We start from the raw sequence: 20,254 nt of genomic DNA on the forward strand, positions 1-20,254 counted from the left end.
GGCTGATCTAAATCAATGGAGTATATGGGATGATTTTGTATCCTTTTCTCGTCGGGCGCGGCGGCGCGCCGGGAGTAATTAATGAAGATTTACATCGACGGCAAGTTCTACGATAAGGACGACGCCAAAATCTCCGTCTTCGACCACGGCGTCCTCTACGGCGACGGGATCTTCGAGGGCATCCGCGCCTACAACGGCCGCATCTTCCGGCTCGACGACCATCTCAAGCGCCTCGAGGAGTCGGCCAACGCCATCCTCCTCAAGCTGCCGACCCCGGTCAAGGAGATCGAGAAGGCGATCCTCGAGACCGTCCGCCTCAACGGCCTGAAGGACGCCTACATCCGCCTCGTCGTGACCCGCGGGGTCGGCGACCTCGGCCTCGACATGCGCAAGTGCAAGGACGGCGCCACCCTCTTCATCATCGCCGACCGCATCGAGCTGTACCCCGAGGAGTTCTACGAGAAGGGCCTCACGGTCATCACCTCGACCATCCGGCAGAAGGGCTTGGACCAGGTCACCCCCGGCGTCAAGTCGCTGAACTACCTCGCGAACATACTCGCCCGCGCCGAGGCCACCGCGGCCGGCGCGCAGGAGGCGATCCTGCTCAACGCCACCGGCCACGTCTCCGAGTGCTCGGGCGACAACATCTTCTACATCAAGGATGGGAAAATATTCACCCCGCCGACCTCCGCCGGCATCCTCGTCGGCGTGACGCGCAACGTCGTCATGGAGCTGTGCGAGAAGAAGCTCGGCGTGAAGGTGATCGAGCGCAACTTCCCGCGCTACGACCTGTACGGCGCCGACGAGGTGTTCCTGACCGGCACCGGCGCCGAGGTCATCGCCGCCGTCAAGATCGACGGCCGCGTCATCGGCAAGGGCGTCGCGGGCGCCACCACGAAGACCTTGATCAAGCACTTCCGCGACTACGCGAACTCGGCCGCGGCCGGCACGCCGGTGTACGAAGCGGTCAAGGCCAAGTAAGCCTTGAAGCTCGTCAGCTGGAACGTCAACGGCGTCCGCGCCGCGTGGAAGAAGGGCTTCGGCGACTGGTTCAAGGCCGAGAAGGCGGACGTCGTCTGCCTCCAGGAGACCAAGGCCCAGCCCGACCAGCTGGCCCCGGAGATGGTCAACCCGCTCGGCTACCACGGCGAGTTCCACTGGGGCGAGAAGAAGGGCTACTCGGGCGTGGCGACCTTCTCCAAGTCCGCGCCGGCGCTCGTCGAGCGCGGCTTCGGCCTCAAGGAGTTCGACAACGAGGGCCGGGTGCTGGCCACGAAGCACGGCGACATCACGCTCTTCAACATCTATTTCCCCAACGGGAAGGCCCGCGAGGAGCGCCTGAAGTTCAAGATGGACTTCTATGAGGCTTTCCTCAAGGACGTCATCCCGCGCTACCGCAAGCGCGGCGACGACAAGATCGTGATCTGCGGCGACGTGAACACCGCGCACAAGGAGATCGACCTCGCGCGCCCCAAGGAGAACCGGAAGATCTCCGGCTTCCTGCCCCAGGAGTGCGAGTGGATGGACCGCCTCCTCGCCGACGGCTTCATCGACACCTTCCGCGAGTTCGAGACGGGGCCCGAGCACTACTCGTGGTGGGACCAGCAGTCCCGCGCGCGCGATCGCAACGTGGGCTGGCGCATCGACTACTTCTTCGTCTCGAAGAGCCTGCGCCCGCGGCTCAAGGGCGCGTTCATCCAGGCCCAGACGATGGGCTCCGACCACTGCCCGGTCGGCATCGAGCTGGCCTGATCGTCCGGAGGATTATCCTCAAAGGATAGTCCTAGGCGGGTCTGGGCCGAATGACGAGACGTTTTCTCCCCTTAGGTCCCGCGCAATCCCCGCCGGTCCGCGGTAGCATGAGGGCATGACGCGTCCCCTCGCGATCCTGCTCGTCGCCCTGTCCCTCTCCGCTCCGGCCCCTCACGCCGCCGCGGCCTCGGCCGAGCCCTCCGCCGACCTGAGCGACACGTTCCGCGGCCTCTGGGACCGTTTTCGCGGCCGCAAGCCTCCGTCCCAGACCCCAGCCGGCGACGGCGCCGCCCTCGGACGCCTCGTCTCCTGGAACGTGCAGACCCTCGGCAGGAAGGCCTCCAAGGCCAAGAAGGACGCCCTGCGCCTCGGCCTCGGCCGGGCCCTGGCCGGCGCGGGGACGATGATCCTCGCAGCGCAGGAGGTCGCCAACGACAAGGGCGCCGAGACGCTCTCCCGGCAGCTCCCCGGCGAGGGACGCGGCTGGACGATGAGCTTCGAGGACACCTCGGACTCGATGAACAACGCGATCTTCACCGGCCCCGGCGTGAGCGTGAACTGCTCCGGCAACCTGAACCTCGCGGGCGTGCGCCATCCGCCGCACATGGCTCACCTCGCCTCCGGCGACGCCGATTTCACCGTGCTCAGCGTGCACCTGAGCTACGCGAAAGGCGACGCCTCGGCCTCGGTCGCCGAGCTCAAGATCATCATGGACTGGGTGCGCGCGCAGGCGAGCCGGCCGGGCGCCGATCCCGACTTCATCGTCGCCGGAGACTTCAACCTGCCCACAGGCAAGGGCAAGGAGTTCAGCGTCCGGTCCGGCGACCGCTCCTGGTCGCCGATCGAGGACAGCCTCGGGCCCGGCTTCACCGCGCTCGTCGACGAGCCCACCTCGCGCCACGGCCGCGAGGGCGCGGCCAACAACTACGACCACTTCCTCGTCAGCGACGATTTCCTCGACGAGGAGCTCGTCGTCGCGGGCGCCGTCAGCTCGGCCGAGGTCGCCCTGGCCGAGCGCGAGGCCGGCGCGCGCGCCTCCGACCATTTCCCCATCGCGCTGACCTTCCGCAAGTCGGGCGCCGGCGCCGGCGGCAAGCCCATCGCCCTCGACGGCGCGTCCGTCTGCCGCTAAGGCCTCACGATCAGGGCGCCGGTCAGGCGCCGCCAGAGCCGCCGCAGGAAGCCCTTCACCGTCCGCTCCCCTCCGCGCTCGACGATCGTGTCGGACAGCGGGATCGCGCGCGGGACGGACGCCCGGCCGAACAGCGCGCCGAGCCGGTCGAGGCGCCCGAGGCCCACGAGGCGCTTGACCGAGCGGCCGAAGGCGATCGTCCCGAGCGCGGACTCCCCGCCCGCGCCGTCGGACAGGTATCCCTCGACGACGAGCTCCTTGTCCTTGCGGAAATCGAAGAGGCGCCGCAGCGGCGAGCGGCCCTTGTTCTCGGCCTCCAGCCGCGCGCGCCAGGCCGCGGCGACGTCCGCGGGGATCGGAGCGCCCGACAGCAGCGCGTCCAACGCCGGCGTCCAGACCGCCGCGTCCTCGACGCCGTCGTACTTCATCGCGAGGCGCACGCTGCGCCCGGCGAGGTCGCTGACCGGGATCGGGGCGCCGAACTCCGCGATCGTCTCGGGCAGGGGGCCGGTCGAGTCCATGAACACGAGCCCGGTGTTCTCCTTGCTCCGGGCGGGCATGCCCGAGAACTTGGCCTGCCCCGTCGTGAGGACGCGGATGCGAGTCACGCCCGGCGTGTCCGCGAGGCGCTTGAGCGTCGTGAGCTTGCGCCGCCAGTAGCGCAGGTTCAGGTCCGCGAGGCTCTCCGCGGTGAGCGAGCCGGGCGCCTTGAGCGCGTCGAAGGCCAGCATCGCCGCCGCCGCCGCGGGCGAGCCCGTCGCCTGCCAGGTCACGGCGGCCTTCACGATCGCGAACGCCGCCTCGAGGGCGTAGTAGACGAAGCGCGCCGCGGGACCCAGCTCGACCGTCGCGTGCAGCGGCTTCGAGAGGAGATGGACGCGCGGGCCGGAGGCCGGCTCCCGCGCCGGGCGGGCCTCGAAGGCGGAGAGCGCGATCTCGGGAGCGGACAGCCGGCCGATCGTCAGCGCCGGCGTCCGCGCGGCCTCCCCGCCGAGCGCGCGCGCCATCAGCGCGTCCGCGCCGTCGCGGACCTCCGCGGCCGGCGCGGACCTCAGGTCGATCGTCTCGAATTCGGCGAGCGCGTCGCGGCCGGCGGAGAGTTCGAGCGGCGCGGCGGCCCGAGGCGCCGCCTTCGCCGGGGTCGCGCTGGCCAAGGGGACCGAGGGGACCGCCGCGGCCGCGAGAGCCGCCGGGACCTGGAGAGCCGGAGCGGCGAGGACCGTGAGGGCCGCCGGGGCCGACAAGGTCGGAGCCGGCGAAACGGACGGCGAGATTATGGTCGGCGCGGACAGCACGGGTGACGGCGCGGCGATCAATGCGTGCCCGCCGCCGATGGCCGGGGCGGAGACGCGCACGCGCTGCGCCCGCGCCCACGGGGCGGCGAGCACCAGCAATAGAACGGCGACCCGAATGACGGGCATCGCTTCAGTGTGCCCGTCTAGGCGCTTTAAAGGAAGAGCCCAAAGTCCCACCCCCAAGGGCCCTGGACCTAGGTTCCGCAAAAACCCCTCGTTTTTGAAAAAATTACACTGCAAAAACAAGCCGTATTCACCACCGGCGCCGAAAGTGAATAGCCCTTAATAAATAAGCGCTATTTTTTGCAAAACGAGGGGTTTACACGCCGCCCGCTCCGTAAATTTGCGGAAAACACTTGGCTTCCTCCCTTGCCCTCGCCCTCCGTTCCCGCTATCCTTGGTTCATGGCCCCTCGACTCATCTCTTTCGTCCTCATCGCGGCGTTGATCGGCTTCGCCGCCCCCGCTTCAGCCAAGCCCAAAGAAAAGACTAAGACCGCGAAAAAACAGGTCGCTCGAACATGGCAAGCCGTTGCTGATTACGTCTTTAAGAACGGGACCGATTGGCCGATTAAGGCGCCGAGCAGCCGAACACTTGGGTACGAATCAGACGAAGTTCCAGCCAAGGGGCTCAGCATTGACGACGATAAATCCAAAGATGGAAAGGAGCATTCCATTTGCGTCGTCTATGAGGTTGACGAGAAAGGGGTGCCCCGACCAAAGGGAATAGACATCGGTACGATGCTCGTCAAGGAGACTGCCTCAGGAAGCGAAATTGACGGATACCAGATTCGGATGTCGTTGGATGGAACGCCTATCAGCGCGATGCACGCGACCGGGATCGTTGGTAAAGTAAGACAGGTGGCGTTGCCGCCTGAAGCCAAAGAAATCAAGGCCCTATTCGCCGCAGAGAGCGCACTTTACCTGAAGGACGCCGACCTTAAGCAACTTCTCCCATGAGAATAAGAAATCTTGTTCTTGTACTTTTGTTTGTTCCGACAGTCGGGCTAGCTGGAAAGCGAAGTAGGGATTTGGCTCTGCTAGTTGAGACTGCCACCAACGCCGACGCGACTAGGAAAAACAATCCCTCTCTTTCTCCGGAAGAAACCACTCGACTTAAAAAAGAAAAAGCCGCGGCCGTCGAGAAGATCGAGTCCATCGCTAACGCGGAGCCGAAAGACACGGAAACTCAATTAGAGGTCAGCAAAAGCCTCGCCTCAGTGGAGGAGGCCCCGCGCGCGATCCCGTACGCGGAGCGCGGGCTGAGGCTCGCGCAGGCGTCGGGCGACAAGAAGATGATCCGCGAGGCGCTGCTGACGGGCTCGGAGGTCTTCTACAAGGCCGGCGACTACGCGCTGGCCCGCGAGAGGGCGCAGCGGATCCTCCACGACAACCCGAAGGACAAGGACGCCCTCGCGCTGTACATGCAGGTCAAGGACCGGGGCGCGGCCGCGGCCGGGACGCCCTCGGGCGGCTCCGCGCCCGGCGGAGGCGCGGCGGGAGCGGGCGGCGGCGACGCGGGCTCCGGCCCCGGCTCGACGCCCGGCACGCGCGGGCCTGGCGTCGCGATGACGAGCGCCTCCGCGCTCGAGGCGCAGAGGCAGGTCGCGCTCGGCTGGAGCCGCATCAAGCTCGACCCGAAGGCGGCGCTGAAGAACTTCGAGGCGGCGATCACCGCCGATCCGAGGAGCGCCGCGGTCCGCGTCGAGCGGTCCAAGGCGCGCCTGGCGGCCGGAGACGCGCCCGGGGCGCTCGGCGACTCGAACGACGCCGTCGCGCTCGACCCGCGGCTGGCCGCCGGCTACGCGGCCCGCGCCGAGGCCAAGAGAGCGCTCGGCATGAAGGAAGCGGAGCTGCTCGCCGACCTCGAGACGGCCGCGAAGCTCGATCCGGACTTCGCCGAGCGGTACAAGGCGCTGAAGCTCCGCGTCGACGGCCCGTCCGCGGACGGCGACGGGAAAGCGCGCGGCGCCGGCGAGGCCGGCGCCGGGACCGCGGGAGGCTCCGCGCCCGACGGGCCGCGCCCTCTGCTCTCGCGCTCGCCGAAAGGCTGGGGCCTGCTGGCCTTGATCGCCCTGGTCTCGGCGGCGCTGGGCGGCGTGATCGTCCCGCTGGCGCTCAAGCGGCGACGGTCAGGCGAAGACGGCTCTCTCCCCCGTTAAGGAGGGCCTCGACGCGCGCGCCCGCGGCGACCGGCGCCACGCCGGCCGGGGTCCCGGTGAAGATCAGGTCGCCCTCGGCGAGGCCGTAGGTCCGGTCGAGGTGGTCGATGATCCTCTCGATCGTGAAGATCATGTCCTTCGTGTTCCCGCGCTGGCGCACGGCGCCGTCCACGCTCAGCTCGAGCTCGGACGGCACGGTCAGCGGCAGGAAATTCCCGACGGCCGCGAAGCCCGGGCGCCCCTTGGCCGAGGCCCAGGGCAGGCCCTTCTTCTTGTCGGCCTCCTGCAGGTCGCGCGCGGTGAAGTCGACGCCGACGGCCATCATCAGGCTCAGGCCCGCGGCCACGACGAGCTCGACCTCGTGGTCCACGCGCCGGCTGTCGGGCGGCAGGCGCAGGACGCCGCCGTCGAGCAGCAGCGCGGACGCGGGCTTCAGGAAGACGATCGGGGAGGCGGGCGCCTCGTTGCCCAGCTCCTTGGCGTGCTCGGCGTAGTTGCGGCCGATGCACCAGATCGTGCCGACGGGGCGGCTCAGGCCGGGGAGGATCATCTCGGGAGCAGGCGGGCCTGGAAGAGCGTCGCGAACCCGAGGAAGGCGAAGAAGCCGACGACGTCGGTGACGGTCGTCAGGAAGATGCCCGAGGACTGGGCGGGATCGAAGCCGAGGCGCTTCATGCCCAGCGGGATGACCGCGCCCGCGAGGCCGGCGCCGATCATGTTGACGACCATCGCCAGGCCGAGGACGAGGCCCATCCACGGGTTGCCGTTCCAGAACCAGGCGCCCAGCGCGGTGACGATACCGATGACGACGCCGTTGACCAGGCCGACGGAGATCTCGAGCATGGTCAGGCGGAGCGCGTCGCGCAAGCGCACCTCGCCGATGACGAGGCCGCGGATGACGACGGAGAGCGACTGGATGCCGGCATTGCCGCCCTGGCCGGCGACGATGGGCAGGAAGACGGCGAGCACCGCGATCTTCCCGATCAGGTCCTGGAACATCGCGACGACGGCCGAGGCGAGGAAGGCGGTGGCCAGGTTGACGGTGAGCCACGGCAGGCGCTGGCGCACCTTGAAGAGCATCGGGGTGAACGCGCGCTCCTCGGCGCTCGCGCCGAAGAGTCTCTGCAGGTCCTCGGTCGCCTCCTCCTGGGAGGACTCGAGGAGGTCGGAGGTGCGCACGGCGCCGAGCAGGCGGCCCTGCGCGTCGACGACGGGGATCGACAGGTAGCCCTTCACCCTCGGCTCGGCGATCAGCTCCTCGCGGTCGATGTGCGCGGGCACGGAGACCACGTCGACGCGCATGATGGTCTCCACGCGCGCGTCGTCCTCGGCGAGCAGCAGGTCGCGCATGTTGAGCACGCCGAGCAGGCGGCGGTGGTCGTCGACGACGTAGGCGTAGCTCTGCGGGTGCTTCGTGGCGGTGATCGTCTTCAGGCGGGCGACGACGTCGCGCACGCGCGCGTCCTTGGAGAAGGCGACGACGTCGGTGCGCATCACCTGGCCCGCGCTGTGCTCGGGGTAGGACAGGCGCTCCTCGAGCTCGCGGCGCCGCTCCGGGGTCAGCGAGGCGAGCAGGGCGCGGCGGGACTCGTCGGTGAGCGCGCGGAAGGCGTCGGCCGCGTCGTCGGCGTCGGCCAGGCCGAGCAAGGTCGCGGCGGGCTCGGGGACCAGGTACTCGTAGATCGCGGCCTCCGACTGCGGGTGCGCGCGGGCGAGCAGGCGCGCCGCGGTCTCCGGCGGCAGGGCGCGCACGACCGAGGCGGCGCCGCGCGGCGACAGCGACTCGAGCGCGAGCGCCGCCTGCTGCGGGTCGACGTCGATGAAGCGCGAGATGACGGAGGAGGCGGCGTCCATGGGGAGTATCTTATAATTAAACCGATGGTCTGCCAGAACTGCGGAACGCGCGAGGCCACGGTGCTCGTCCAGACCGTGACCCACAACCAGGTGAAGAAGGCGGCGCTGTGCTCGCACTGCGCCGCGGCCGTCGAGCCCGAGGCGACGCTCGACGCGATGATGGCGGCGCTGGCCGCCCTGCGCACGCGCGCGCCCGCGCCGCGCTGCCCCACCTGCAAGATCTCGTTTACGACGTTCCGCGAGTCGGGCCGCTTCGGCTGCCCGAACTGCTACGAGCACTTCCTCCCCCAGGTCCAGGACCTCCTGCCGCGGGTGCACGCCGGCGCCTACCGGCACCGCGGCAAGACGCCGGGGAGGCGCTGACATGCAGCTGCACAACATGCTGCGCTTCAAGACGAAATGGGCCGAAGCCGAGGGGCCGCAGCACGAGGTCGTGATGTCCACGCGCGTGCGCCTGGCGCGCAACCTGCGCGGGCCGTTCCCGGGCCACCTCGGCCCGCACACGCTGAAGAAGACCCTCGACCACGCCTTCAACGCGCTCAAGCTCGCCGACATCAAGAACGCGGCGTTCTTCAAGATGGGCGACCTGGACGGGACCGACCGGGAGTTCCTCGTCGAGAGGCATCTCGCCAGCCCGCTGCTGGCCGCGCACCCCTCCCAGCGCGGCGTCGTCGTCGGCGACGACGAGACGATCGTCGTCATGGTCAACGAGGAGGACCACTTCCGCCTGGCCGCGCTCCTGCCCGGGCAGCAGCTGCGCGCCGCGCACGCGAGCGTGGACCGTCTCGACGACCGCCTGTCCTCGGTATTGGATTTTGCGTTCCGGGATGATCTCGGCTACCTGACCGCCTGCCCCACGAACCTGGGCACCGGCATGCGCGCCTCGTGCCTCGTCCATCTGCCGGCCCTGGGCATGACCGGAGCCGTCGGCAAGCTGCTCGACGGCCTGAGCCGGGCGGGGCTGATCGCCCGCGGCCTATATGGGGAAGGCACGCGCGTCGTCGGCGACTTCTTCCAGCTCTCCAACGCCACGGGCTTCGGGCGCACCGAGGGCGAGATCCTCGCCGCGCTCGAGAAATCCGTCGCCGCCGTGTGCGAGCGCGAGAACGAGGCCCGCGCGGCGCTGTCCGCCGGCTCGGCCCGGATCCGGCTCGAGGACGAGCTGCACCGGTCCCTGGCCTTGCTCGCCGCCGCGCGCCTGCTGTCGTTCGAGGAATGCCAGCACCACCTCTCGCGCGTGAGGCTCGGCCTGGCGATGGGCTGGAAGCTGCCGTCGGACCTGTCCGTGGTCAACGAGCTGACCTTGTCCACCCAGCCCGCCCACCTCGACCTGCTGGCGCAGAAGGACCTCTCCCCCCTGGACCGCGACGCCCTGCGCGCGTCCCTCGTCCGCCGGCGGCTCAAGGCGTCCTAGGCCGCCCCGGCCCGAAGCGCAGCTCCAGCAGGTACGGCGTGGTCTTCCCCGCGCCCTCCAGCTCGAGGATGCGCGCGTAGGCGGCCCGGGCGTCCGGCGGCGTGATCACCCGGAGCAGGATGTCGTTGGCCAGGTTCAGGCGCAGGAAGTTGATCTCCTCGCGGTCGGCGCGGCAGGTCATCTCCATCGCGGCCGCGTCGGCCGTCAGGAGGGGGCTGAACCCGGCCAACGAGGACGCCTGCTCGGGAGACAGGTTGTAGGCGACGGTCTGCTCGAGCACGCCGAGCTCCTCGCCGGCGTGGCCCGCGTAGGGCCGGGGCAGGTCGCGGACGATGGTCCGCTTCCAGGGGCCGTTGCCGTGCCAGACCAGGCGGCTGGTCCCCACCACGTCCGGGGCCCCGTAACGGGCGATCAGCAGACGCGCCGCCAGGCGCGACTTCTCCGACCAGCCGGCGGACACGTCCTCGGCCAGGGCGCGCCGGCTCTCGGCGTCCAAAGCGGGCCCCCCGGCCGTCGTCTTCGCCGCCGGAACGCAGCCCGCCGCGGACAGCAGCAGCGCCGCGGCGACCGCGAACTTCGATCGAGTGTTCATGTCCACAGTGTAGCCCCCCTTCCGAGCCCGCCGCCCTCAAAAAACCGTCAAATTATCGAAGGAAAATCTCCCGGGGCGGGGTTGATATAGGTCAATCCCGCCCGGCGGGACTCGTGCTAGAATGGGCCATGGTCAACATCAAACACGCCAAGCTCAAAGCCTGGGTCGATGAAGTCGCCCAGATCTGCACTCCGGACGCCGTCGTATGGGTGGATGGCTCCGAAGCCGAGAAGAAACGTCTCGAGAAGCGCGGAGTCGCCCGCGGCCAGCTGATCCCTCTCGACGAGGAGAAGTACCCCGGCTGCTTCTACAGCCGCTCCAAGTCCAACGACGTGGCCCGCACCGAGCACCTGACCTACATCTGCACCAAGGACAAGGACGCCGTCGGCCCCACCAACAACTGGATGGCGCCCGAGGAAGGCTACAAGAAGGCGCGCGAGATCCTCAAAGGCTCGATGGTCGGCCACACCTTGTACGTCATCCCGTTCTCGATGGGTCCGGTCGGCTCCCCGTTCTCCAAGATCGGCGTCGAGCTGACGGACTCGATCTACGTCGTCCTGAACATGCGCATCATGACGCGCATCGGCACGGCGGTGCTCGAGCAGCTCGGCACGGACGGCGAGTTCGTCAAATGCCTTCACTCGAAGGCCGACCTCGACGCCAATAAACGGATGATCCTGCATTTCCCCGAGGACAACACGATCTGGTCCGTGGGCTCCGCCTACGGCGGCAACGCCTTGCTCGGCAAGAAGTGCCTGGCCCTGCGCATCGCCTCGTGGCAGGCGCGCAAGGAAGGCTGGATGGCCGAGCACATGCTCATCCTCGGCGTGGAGCAGAACGGCAAGACCGAGTACGTCGTCGCGGCGTTCCCCTCGGCCTGCGGGAAGACCAACCTCGCCATGCTGATCCCGCCGGAAGGCCTCAAGGGCAAGGGCTACAAGATCTGGACCGTCGGCGACGACATCGCCTGGCTGCGCGTCGGCCCCGACGGCCGCCTGTGGGCCTGCAACCCCGAGGCCGGCTTCTTCGGCGTGGCACCCGGGACCAACTCCAAGACCAACCCGAACGCGATCAAGACGATGCAGAGGAACACGATCTTCACGAACGTGCTCCTGGGCGACGACCTGACCGTGTGGTGGGAGGACGGCGAGGGCGCTCCCCCCGCCTCCGGCACCAACTGGGAAGGCAAGCCCTGGAAGCCCGACTTCAAGGACAAGGACGGCAAGCCCCTGCTCGGCGCCCACCCGAACAGCCGCTTCACCGCGCCGGCCGGGCAGTGCCCGTCGATCTCCCCCAAGTGGGAGGACCCGAAGGGCGTGCCGATCTCGGCCGTCATCTTCGGTGGGCGCCGCGAGCGCCTGGCGCCGCTGGTGTTCGAGGCGCTCGACTGGGCCCACGGCGTCTACCTCGGTGCCACCGTCGCCTCCGAGCGCACCGCCGCGGCCGAGGGCTCGGTCGGAGAGATCCGCCGCGACCCGATGGCCATGCTGCCGTTCTGCGGCTACAACATGGGCGAGTACTTCGGGCATTGGCTCGAGATGGGCAGGAAGATCCCGAACCCGCCCAAGGTGTTCCACGTGAACTGGTTCCGCAAGGACGCGAAGGGCAAGTTCCTGTGGCCCGGCTACGGCGAGAACACGCGCGTGCTCGAGTGGATCCTCGCCCGCGCGCGCGGCGAGGGCAAGGCGGTCAAGACCCCGATCGGCTGGCTGCCGGCCCCGGGCGCGCTCGACCTGACCGGGCTGAACCTGTCCGACGGGGCGATGGACCAGCTCCTGGCGGTCAAGCCCGAGGAGTGGACCGCCGAGCTCGACAGCGTGAAGCCGTTCTTCGAGAAGTTCGCCGACAAGCTCCCCAAGGAGCTCTGGAACCAGTTCAACGCGCTGAAGGACCGCCTCAAGACGAAGGTCGCGGCCTAGCTCAGCGGGCCGGTTCGGCGCGCGCGGCCCCGGCGGCCGGGGTGTCCTCGACGGACCAGGACACCTTGGCCGACGAGGGCCGCTTCGGCTTCGCCTTCGCGAAAGCCGCCCTCAACGCCTCGATCCCGGCCGGCGCCGGCACGCCCGCGGCGTAGCCGCTCCACCCGGCGACGAGCGCGCCGATCAGCGCCAGGCGCCGCAGCGCCCGTCCGGCTTCCCCCGCGCTCCCCGCCCTCATGCCGCCGCCTCCGGGCCCGGGCGGCGCGCGCCGATCCAGACCAGCCAGGCCAGCGCGTAGGCCCACGGCGCGCAGAAATACAGGAACGGCAGGAACGCGAGCCCGGTCTCCACCGCCGCCCCGGCCCCGTTCGCCTCGTACGCCCGGTTGAAGCGCGCCGCGGCCCAGCCCGCGCGCCCGGGGAAGAACGCCTCGCCGCAGCGCGGGCAGGCGAACTCCAGACGCGGGCCGACGCGCTCGCACGCGGGGCAGGCCCGCAGCTCGCGGACGCACGGGCTGCCCCAGACGTGGAACACGGGGTCGGGCCGCTTGACGCACTCGATCTTCTCGAGCAGCTTCGCCTGCGGCCAGATCGCGTAGGCGAGGCCCCAGTACTTCAGGGCCAGGGGCCCGTCCTCGAGGGTCGAGTAGACGTCGCCGAGAAGCTCGAGGGAAGCGGGGTTGCGCGCGTCGGCCTCCAGCGCCCGCCGGCAGCCCGCGACGCGCTCGAGGACCTCGGCCGCGCGCCCGCCCGGGGCCGCCTCGTCGCCGATGATCGCCCGGACGCCCACCGCCGCCGCCAGGATCAGCGCCGCCGCGGCGGCCGCGGGCTCGCGCAGGACCGACAGCAGGAGGACGCAGACCAGGACCCAGAGGAAGTAGAGGAACCGCGGCAGGTTCACGTAGGCGAGGCCCGTCTCCGCGCTGCGGGCCACGAACACGCAGCTCCCGACCGTCACGGCGAGCGCCCACGCCGACCAGGAGAGCAGGGCGGTCATCACGCTAGGGTAAGCCGCCGCCGCGCCATTGTCAATCCCTGATTTTTCCCCTATAGTACCCTCCCATGCCCGAACTCGACGTCGTCCGGTTCATCGCCGAGCTCCTCGCCATCCTCCTCAGCGCCAAGCTGTTCGGGGAGCTCGCCGAGCGCCTGGGACAGCCCGCGGTCCTCGGCGAGCTGATCGGCGGCGTCGTGCTCGGCACGGGCGTCTTCACCTTCTTCCACCTCAACGACCCCGCCCTCGCTTTGATGTCCGAGGTCGGAGTGATCCTGCTCCTCTTCGAGACCGGCATCCACAGCGACCTGGGCCAGCTGCTCAAGGCCGGCCCGACCGCCTCGGCCGTCGCCTCGGTCGGCGTCGTCGTCCCCTTCGCGCTCGGCTGGGGGCTGATGACCGCGCTCGGCCGCGGCGGCATGGAGGCCGTCTTCGTCGGCGCCGCTCTGACCGCGACCAGCGTCGGAATCACCGCGCGCGTCCTCTCCGACATGGGCAAGCTGCACCTGCCCGAGGCGCAGATCGTGCTCGGCGCCGCGGTCATCGACGACGTGCTGGGCATCGTCATCCTCTCGGCGGTGCAGGGGATCGCCGTCTCCGGCACCCTGCAGTGGGCCGGCGTGATCAAGACGATCCTGCTGTCGGGAGGCTTCCTCGCCGCGGCGCTGTGGCTCGGCCCCTACCTGTCGGACGCCCTGGTCAAGCTCGTCCGCCGCATGCGCGTCCGGGGCGTCCTCGTCGGCCTCGCGACGTGCTTCGCGTTCGCGTTGGCCCTCGCGGCCCACGCCCTCGGGACGGCCATGATCGTCGGCGCCTTCACCGCCGGCATACTGCTCGCGCGCACCGACAAGAAGGAGGACATCGACGAGACGATCCGGCCGGTGGTGGACGTGTTCGCCCCCGTGTTCTTCGTCATGGTCGGAGCCAAGGTCGATCTCGCCTTCTTCAACCCGCTCGACGCCGGGAACCACGCCGCCCTCGGGCTCGCCGCGCTGCTGATCGCCGCGGCCGTCGCCGGCAAGATGGTCAGCGCGCTCGCCGTCCCCGGCCGGAGCCTCAACCGCTGGGCCGTCGGCATCGGCATGATCCCGCGAGGCGAGGTCGGCCTCATCTTCGCGCAGATCGGGTTCACGGCGGGCCTGCTCGATCCCGCCCTCTACGCCGCCGTGGTGACGATGGTCATCGTCACCACCTTCCTCGCTCCGCCGCTGCTGAAGAAGGCCCTCGCCTAGAGGCCGGGGACCGGGCGCGTCATCGCGCTGAGCTTGACGCCCGGCGCCGCCTCGACGACCGCCGCCGTGCGGAAGGCCATCCTCTCCCAGAACGGCGCGGCGCTCGGGCCGCAGATCACGTGCGCCGAGGGCACCCCCGCCTTCCTCAGCTCGCCGAAGAAGGTCCGCAGCAGGGCCGCGCCGGTGCCGAAGCCCCGGTAGTCGGCCGAGACGTTCATGTGCAGGTGCGCCGGGTGCTCGGTCCACAGGCTCAGACGGACCGCCTGCGGGAAGAACTCGCGCGAGTCGGGCTGCGGCTGGAACACGCGCCGGCGCTCCTTCTCGAAGGACAAGGTGTCCGGGCAGCCGGTGAGGTAGCCGATCACCTTCTTGTCGACGACCGCGACCCAGGTCCAGTCCGGCCGCAGCTCGCGGTACGGCCCGATCCAGTGCTCGCCGAAGGCCTCGCGCTCGTCGTCGTCGACGGGCCGGCCCTGCCGTCCGGTGTCCGCGCACAGGTCCTTGATCGCCACCCAGTCGGGCGGCCCCGCGCGGCGGATCGTCGGCGTCATCATCTCGGGAGCAGCTTCTCGGCGATGAAGGCCGGCCCGACCAGGGCGTGCGCCAGGTTGTCGAGCAGCGCGGGCCGGTTCTTCTCATGGACCGCGTGGCCGTAGATCTGGAACAGCCAGCCGACGACGAACGCCGCGACGGAGGCCCGCAGCGGCGTGAACGCGCCGACGGCCGCGCACAGCGCGATGAACGCCGTCATGATCCAGCCGACGCGCCGGTTCCAGAGGAAGTAGACCGGCAGGACCAAAGCGGCAAGCGGGAAGAAGGACCCGATCTGCGTCCAGCGCACGACCGCGAACACGATCAGCGGGATGCCGATCATGTGCGAGCGGCGGTTGCCCTCGGTCCGGTGGGACGAGGCGTAATCGGCCGACAGGCGGGCGTAGTCGAGCATGCTAGGCGCAGGCCGCCAATGTCTTCTCGAGGCTGCTTTCCAGGCCCTTCGCCGCCGACGGGTCCTTGATGCCCCCGAGGTTGATGCGCACGTTCTCCGCCGCGCACTGCGCCGCGGCCCTGAGCAGATGGATCGCGCAGTTGATGTCGGAGGCCACGGCCGCGCCGGCCAGCGGGGACGCCTGCTTGGCGACGGCCAGCGCCCCGGCCGCGATCTGCGCGGTCTTCAGCGGCACCTCGGCCGCGTGCACGAGCGCGGCCTGCATCTTCGCGGGCCGCGACGCGTCGTCCTTGGGAAGCGACATCGCCGCCATGAACAGGTCGAAGGCGGCCGCGTCGTCCGCCGCGAGCTTGTCGAAGGTGGCGCGCATCTCGCCCAGGGCCTTGTGCGCGGCCGTCAGCGGGGCGCGCTTGGCCTCGTCGAGCTTCTTCGACTTCAAGGTGATGCCGATGGCCATCTCGCCCAAGCCGCAGCCCATCGCGCCGGACACCGCCGCCGCCGAGCCCCCTCCCGGGGTCGCGTCCGTGTTCGACAGGGCCTCGGCGACGAGGCGCCCCGCGGCCATCCAGTCCGTCGCCCCGCCGAGCGCGCCGACCGCCTCCAGGCGGTTCTCGAGGATTTGGACGTCCGGGTTGAAATTCTCGAGCTGGAGCGTCTCGATCGCGAAATCCACCAAAGCCTGCCGCGGCAGGAGCCCGACGATCTCGGTGCTCTTGATCTTGGCCTTGTGCTCGTCGGCCAGGCCCATCGCCGTGCCGAGGACCTTCGCCATCGAGCTCTTCTTGTAGTCGGTCAGGACCGTCGAGATCTGCACCTGCTTGCGCGCGGCCAGGTCGATCTCTTTGCCCCGCACCGCGGGCAGGCCGCCGCCGGAGGCGCGCAGGCGCTTGGCGATGTCCTTGCCGGCGGCCATGTCGTGGATGTCGAGGTTGAGGTTGAAGTTCACGATCTGCTGGCGCGCCCCGACCGCCACCGCGCCGGCCGTCGGGTGGATCGCGTTCGGCCCGAAGTCGGGCGTGCGGGTCTCGTCCCTGCCGATCAGCTCCTTCAGGCCCTCGAACTGCCCCTTGCGCACGTTGGCCAGGTCCTTGCGCTCCGGCCGCCGGGCGGCGTGGTCATAAAGGTAGGTGGGGATCTTGAGCTCGCCGCCGACGCGCGCCGCCAGCTTCTCGGCCAGCTTCACGCAGTCCTCGATCGTCACGCCCGCGACCGGGATGAACGGGATCACGTCGACGGCGCCCATGCGCGGGTGCTCGCCCTTGTGGACGTTGAGGTCGATGAGCTCCATGGCCGTCTTCGCCACGCGGAAGCACGCCTCCACGCACGCGTCCGGCGCTCCCACGAACGAAAGGACGCATCTATGATGGTCCGCGTCCGTCTCGACGTCCAGTATGGTGACCCCGGCCGACTTCGCCGCGTCCACGACCTTCTGCACCTTCGCCTTATCGCGTCCTTCCGAGAAATTGGGCACGCATTCAACCAGCTTCATATGAGCTCCTTGTGGTACTTGGTGTCAGGCATTCCGCTTTTTTCACTTTTGCCGGAAAGTGAAAAAAGCGGAATGCCTGACACCATCTAAGATTTGAGGACCAACGTCTTTTGCTCGCTGAAATCGTCCATGGCGTAGCGGACGCCCTCGCGGCCGGTGCCGGAGTCCCTCATCCCGCCGTAGGGCATCGCGTCGGAGCGGAAGGTCGGGATGTCGTTGACGATGAGGCCGCCGACGGGGAGGCGGTCGAAGGCGCGCTGGATGAAGGCGAGGTCGTTCGTGAAGATCCCGGCCTGCAGGCCGTAGCGCGAGGCCGCCATGCGCTCGAGGGCCTCCTCGCGGCTGTCGACGGCGTCCAAGGTCGCGACGGGGCCGAAGGCCTCCTCGCAGGAGAGGCGGCAGTCGGCGGGGACGCCTTCGAGCAAGGAAGGCGGGATGAGCCGGCCGGCGCGCGGGCCGCCCGTCCAGAGCTTGGCGCCCTTGCCGACGGCTTCCTTGAGCCACTCCTCGACGCGGAGGGCGGATCTGTCGTCGATCAGGGGGCCGATGTCGGTCTTCTCGTCGGCCGGGTCGCCGATGACGAGGAGCTTGACGTTCTCGACGAGCAGGCGGCGGAACTCGGCGTGGACCTCCTTCTCGACGAAGATGCGCTGGACCGAGATGCAGGTCTGGCCGGAGTAGCAGAAGGCCCCCCAGGCGCAGCGCGCGGCGGCCCAGGGCAGGTCGGCGTCCTTGCCGACGAACACCGCGGCGTTGCCCCCGAGCTCGAGGCAGCAGTGGGCCTTCACGGCCAGCGCCTTGAGCTTCCAGCCGACCGCGGTCGAGCCGGTGAACGAGAAGACGCGGAACCGCTCGTCGCGGACGAGGGCCTCGGCGGCGGGCAGCGGCCCGCCTACGACGATGGCGGCCTCGGCGGGCCAGCCCGCGTCGACGAGCAGGCCGACCAGCTTCTCGGCGGTCTTAGGACAACGGGGATCGGGCTTGAGCACGAAGGGCAGGCCGACGGCGACGGCGGGGGCGGCCTTGTGGGCGACGAGGTTCAAGGGGAAGTTGAAGGGGGTGATGAACATCGCCGGCCCGCGCGGCACGCGCTTGACCAGCGCGAAGCGGCCCTCGGAGTTCGCGTCGAGATCGAGCGGGAGCAGCTCGCCCACGACGCGGCGCGCCTCCTCGGCGGCCCAGCGCAAGGTGAAGGCGGCGCGGGTCGTCTCGCGGCGGGCTTCCTTCAGCGGCTTGCCCACCTCGGAGCAGATCAGGCGGGCGAAATCCTCGGCTTGCGCCTCGAGCGCCTCGGCCGCCTTGAGCAGGATCTTGGCGCGCGCGTGCGCGGGCAAAGCGGCCTTGCCCGCGGCGGCGGCGCAGCGCGCGGCGACGGCGGCCGCGGAAGACTCATCGGTCAGTTCAACTCGAACCATGTCAGCCATGTTTTTATGTTCCTGAAGTCCCTCGCCAGATGATCGGGCTTCGAATCCTTGAGCGCCTTCCAGTCGGCGTAGCCGGTGCCGACGCCGACGGTCTTGTACCCGGCCTTGCGGCCGGCGAGGACGTCGAAAGGGGTGTCGCCGATGACATATACATCTTTCGCCGTGAAGGAAGCGTGAGCCAGCCGTCTCGCGCGAATGACGGCCTTCTTCAGCAGGGCGTGGCGGTGGAACGCGTCGGACCCGTAGCCGCCGAACAGGAAATAGGCGTTGAAGCCCGAGGGCTCGAGCTTGATGCGCGCGCCCTTCTCCATGTTGCCGGTGCCCAGGCCGAGGAGGACGCGCTTGTCGCGGCTCAGACGCTTGAGGAGCACCTTCAGGCCCGGCGGGACGTGATAGGTCCGGCGGCGGATCGCCGATTTAACGTAGTACGGCAAAAAATGGAGGTACGCCTGATGGAGCCGTTCGACGGCCGCGCGCGTCGGCTTTTTTCCCGTGGCGAAGCGGTAGGTTTGGGCGAAATTATAGAGATCCGTCCGGCCCGCCAAGGAAAGCTCCGAGCAGGCGTTTTTCTTGCCGTAAAGCTCGTACGCCGCGCGGTTGAGCGCCTTGCGCCCGGCGCCGCCGCCGCGGATCAAGGTCCCGTCGATGTCAAAAAGTAGGACCTTCATTCTTTTATGTCGCCTTCCAGACGACCTCGCCGCGCTTCATGACCCAGCGCGTCTTGGGCGCGCCGAACCAGTAGGCGAGCTCGCGATGGTCCTCGGCGTCGAAGCAGGCGATGTCGGCGGTCTTGCCGGGCTCCAAGGAGCCGTGGGTGGCGCCCAGGCCGAGCGCGTGGGCGCCGTTGATCGTCGACGAGACGAGGGCCTCCGCCGGGCTCATCTTCATCTGCGTGCACGCGATCGAAACGATCATGCGCATGTCGTGGCACGGGCAGGTCCCCGGGTTGAAGTCCGTGGCCAGCGCCACGGCCGCCCCGAGGTCGAGCAGGCGCCGCGCCGGCGGATAGGGCTTGCCGAGGAAGTAGTTCGAGCCGGGCACGAGGCAGGCGACGGTGCCGGAGGCCGAGAGCGCGGGGATGTCGTCCTCGACGACGCAGTCGAGGTGGTCGGCGGTGACGGCGCCGAGCTTGAGCGCGGCGTCGAGGCTGCCCATGCGCGAGAGCTGCTCGGCGTGGACCTTGAGCTTGAGCCCGGCCTTCGCTCCCGCGGAGGCGACGGCCCGGAGGTCGTCGAGGTCGAAGTAGCCCTGCTCGCAGAACAGGTCCACGAACGCCGCGAGCTTCTCCTCGGCGACGCGCGGGATCATCGTCGCGCAGATCCGCTCCACGAACTCGCCCTTGCGCCCCTTGAACTCCGGCGGGACGGCGTGCGCGCCGAGGAAGGTCGGCACGATCTCGAGAGGGCCGCGCGAGGAGACCGCGCGCATCGCGCGCAGCAGCTTGAGCTCGTTGTCGAGGTCGAGGCCGTAGCCGGACTTGGCCTCGATCGTCGTCGTGCCGGAGGAGACGAAATCGAGCGCCCGCCGGCGCAGGCCGGCGACGAGGTCGGCCTCCTTCGAGCCGCGGACCCCGTTGACAGTGGACAGTATCCCCCCGCCCCGCTGGGCGATCTCGGCGTAGCTCTTGCCGGCGATGCGCGACTCGAAGTCGTCGAGGCGCGGCGCGGCGAAGACGGGATGCGTGTGCGCGTCGACGAAGCCGGGCAGCAGCACGCGGCCTTCGGCGCTCAGCATCTTGGCGCCCTTGGCCGCGGGGTTGGTCAGCACCACCGCCTTGGGCCCGGCCGCGACGATCTTCCCCTGGTCGAGGAGCACCGCGCCGTCGCGCAGCAGGCCGAGGGTGCCCTTGTCCTTGCCCGCGCGCGGCCCGTCGGGGCCCGCCATGGTCAGGATCTCGGAGGCATTGAGGATCAAGGTCGTCACGGGTTTATTCTACGAAATCGCCCGGGACCCTTGGGCCGCCCGGAAGGGGCCCTAGGAACGTGAGCAAGTAGTCGGATTTAAAGGCTTCAACGGCATTGCCCCCCAACGGAATGGCCGCCCCCGCGGGG

At 69.4% G+C, this 20,254-nt stretch carries 21 protein-coding genes; 9 read left to right on the forward strand and 12 right to left on the reverse strand.

The window, feature by feature from the left end:
• The first annotated feature begins 81 nt into the window (after nt 1-81).
• The 3 genes from ilvE to HYV14_10280 all read left to right on the forward strand — a co-directional run bounded on the left by ilvE (nt 82) and on the right by HYV14_10280 (nt 2,884).
• The gene (ilvE, locus tag HYV14_10270) at nt 82-981 is read left to right on the forward strand and encodes a branched-chain-amino-acid transaminase (GenBank protein MBI2386384.1); all 900 of its coding nucleotides are present in this window, start codon (nt 82-84) and stop codon (nt 979-981) included.
• 3 nt (nt 982-984) lie between these two features.
• The gene (gene xth / locus HYV14_10275) at nt 985-1,752 is read left to right on the forward strand and encodes an exodeoxyribonuclease III (GenBank protein MBI2386385.1); all 768 of its coding nucleotides are present in this window, start codon (nt 985-987) and stop codon (nt 1,750-1,752) included.
• A gap of 115 nt (nt 1,753-1,867) precedes the next feature.
• On the forward strand, nt 1,868-2,884 hold the full coding sequence (locus HYV14_10280; protein MBI2386386.1) for a hypothetical protein: 1,017 nt from the start codon (nt 1,868-1,870) through the stop codon (nt 2,882-2,884).
• Here HYV14_10280 and HYV14_10285 read toward each other — a convergent pair.
• On the reverse strand, nt 2,881-4,305 hold the full coding sequence (locus HYV14_10285; GenBank protein ID MBI2386387.1) for a hypothetical protein: 1,425 nt from the start codon (nt 4,303-4,305) through the stop codon (nt 2,881-2,883). The two genes, HYV14_10280 and HYV14_10285, sit on opposite strands and share 4 nt — an antisense overlap.
• 278 nt (nt 4,306-4,583) lie before the next feature.
• Here HYV14_10285 and HYV14_10290 point away from each other — a divergent pair, with 278 nt between their 5' ends.
• Both HYV14_10290 and HYV14_10295 read left to right on the forward strand, forming a co-directional pair.
• Complete coding sequence (locus HYV14_10290; GenBank protein ID MBI2386388.1) at nt 4,584-5,138, forward strand: hypothetical protein; 555 nt, start codon at nt 4,584-4,586, stop codon at nt 5,136-5,138.
• Between the two features lie 260 nt (nt 5,139-5,398).
• Nucleotides 5,399-6,340, forward strand: a complete 942-nt coding sequence (locus HYV14_10295; protein ID MBI2386389.1) for a hypothetical protein — start codon at nt 5,399-5,401, stop codon at nt 6,338-6,340.
• Here the strand turns inward: HYV14_10295 and HYV14_10300 are convergent.
• Nucleotides 6,297-6,890 carry a fumarylacetoacetate hydrolase family protein gene (locus HYV14_10300; protein MBI2386390.1) on the reverse strand — a complete coding sequence of 198 codons (594 nt, stop codon included), beginning with the start codon at nt 6,888-6,890 and terminating at the stop codon, nt 6,297-6,299. The genes HYV14_10295 and HYV14_10300 overlap by 44 nt on opposite strands.
• A complete protein-coding gene (gene mgtE, locus HYV14_10305) occupies nt 6,887-8,194 on the reverse strand; it encodes a magnesium transporter (GenBank protein MBI2386391.1) in 1,308 nt (435 codons plus the stop codon). The genes HYV14_10300 and mgtE overlap by 4 nt, the downstream gene beginning before the upstream one ends.
• 24 nt (nt 8,195-8,218) lie before the next feature.
• On the opposite strand from mgtE, the gene HYV14_10310 reads away from it, so the two are divergent.
• Together HYV14_10310 and HYV14_10315 are read left to right on the forward strand one after the other, a co-directional pair.
• Nucleotides 8,219-8,557: a hypothetical protein gene (locus tag HYV14_10310; GenBank protein MBI2386392.1), complete on the forward strand. Its 339-nt coding sequence runs from the start codon at nt 8,219-8,221 to the stop codon at nt 8,555-8,557.
• Nucleotide 8,558: 1 nt separating this feature from the next.
• Nucleotides 8,559-9,608 (forward strand): ATP--guanido phosphotransferase, encoded by a 1,050-nt coding sequence (locus HYV14_10315; GenBank protein ID MBI2386393.1) that lies wholly within the window; start codon nt 8,559-8,561, stop codon nt 9,606-9,608.
• On the opposite strand, the gene HYV14_10320 is transcribed toward HYV14_10315, so the two are convergent.
• Nucleotides 9,595-10,200 (reverse strand): hypothetical protein, encoded by a 606-nt coding sequence (locus HYV14_10320; GenBank protein MBI2386394.1) that lies wholly within the window; start codon nt 10,198-10,200, stop codon nt 9,595-9,597. The genes HYV14_10315 and HYV14_10320 overlap by 14 nt on opposite strands.
• 128 nt (nt 10,201-10,328) lie before the next feature.
• Here HYV14_10320 and HYV14_10325 point away from each other — a divergent pair, with 128 nt between their 5' ends.
• Nucleotides 10,329-12,119, forward strand: a complete 1,791-nt coding sequence (locus HYV14_10325; GenBank protein ID MBI2386395.1) for a phosphoenolpyruvate carboxykinase (GTP) — start codon at nt 10,329-10,331, stop codon at nt 12,117-12,119.
• A 1-nt stretch (nt 12,120) separates the two neighbouring features.
• On the opposite strand, the gene HYV14_10330 is transcribed toward HYV14_10325, so the two are convergent.
• A complete protein-coding gene (locus HYV14_10330; protein ID MBI2386396.1) occupies nt 12,121-12,357 on the reverse strand; it encodes a hypothetical protein in 237 nt (78 codons plus the stop codon).
• Nucleotides 12,354-13,115 carry a hypothetical protein gene (locus HYV14_10335; GenBank protein ID MBI2386397.1) on the reverse strand — a complete coding sequence of 254 codons (762 nt, stop codon included), beginning with the start codon at nt 13,113-13,115 and terminating at the stop codon, nt 12,354-12,356. The genes HYV14_10330 and HYV14_10335 overlap by 4 nt, the downstream gene beginning before the upstream one ends.
• Nucleotides 13,116-13,180: 65 nt before the next feature.
• Here HYV14_10335 and HYV14_10340 point away from each other — a divergent pair, with 65 nt between their 5' ends.
• Nucleotides 13,181-14,344, forward strand: coding sequence for a cation:proton antiporter (locus HYV14_10340; protein MBI2386398.1), 1,164 nt, complete (start codon nt 13,181-13,183; stop codon nt 14,342-14,344).
• Here the strand turns inward: HYV14_10340 and HYV14_10345 are convergent.
• The 6 genes from HYV14_10345 to HYV14_10370 form a co-directional block, all read right to left on the reverse strand.
• Complete coding sequence (locus HYV14_10345) at nt 14,341-14,898, reverse strand: GNAT family N-acetyltransferase (protein MBI2386399.1); 558 nt, start codon at nt 14,896-14,898, stop codon at nt 14,341-14,343. The two genes, HYV14_10340 and HYV14_10345, sit on opposite strands and share 4 nt — an antisense overlap.
• Nucleotides 14,895-15,290: a DUF962 domain-containing protein gene (locus HYV14_10350; GenBank protein MBI2386400.1), complete on the reverse strand. Its 396-nt coding sequence runs from the start codon at nt 15,288-15,290 to the stop codon at nt 14,895-14,897. The genes HYV14_10345 and HYV14_10350 overlap by 4 nt, the downstream gene beginning before the upstream one ends.
• Nucleotide 15,291: 1 nt before the next feature.
• Entirely contained in the window at nt 15,292-16,779 is a 1,488-nt protein-coding gene (gene ftcD / locus HYV14_10355) for a glutamate formimidoyltransferase (GenBank protein ID MBI2386401.1), read from the reverse strand.
• Between the two features lie 86 nt (nt 16,780-16,865).
• The gene (locus HYV14_10360) at nt 16,866-18,203 is read right to left on the reverse strand and encodes an aldehyde dehydrogenase family protein (GenBank protein MBI2386402.1); all 1,338 of its coding nucleotides are present in this window, start codon (nt 18,201-18,203) and stop codon (nt 16,866-16,868) included.
• Nucleotides 18,176-18,871, reverse strand: a complete 696-nt coding sequence (locus tag HYV14_10365) for an HAD family hydrolase (GenBank protein ID MBI2386403.1) — start codon at nt 18,869-18,871, stop codon at nt 18,176-18,178. The genes HYV14_10360 and HYV14_10365 overlap by 28 nt, the downstream gene beginning before the upstream one ends.
• Nucleotides 18,872-18,875: 4 nt before the next feature.
• Nucleotides 18,876-20,126: an imidazolonepropionase gene (locus HYV14_10370; protein ID MBI2386404.1), complete on the reverse strand. Its 1,251-nt coding sequence runs from the start codon at nt 20,124-20,126 to the stop codon at nt 18,876-18,878.
• Between the last annotated feature and the right edge of the window lie 128 nt (nt 20,127-20,254).

It is taken from the genome of Elusimicrobiota bacterium (assembly GCA_016182905.1).
Taxonomy (GTDB): domain Bacteria; phylum Elusimicrobiota; class Elusimicrobia; order UBA1565; family UBA9628; genus GWA2-66-18.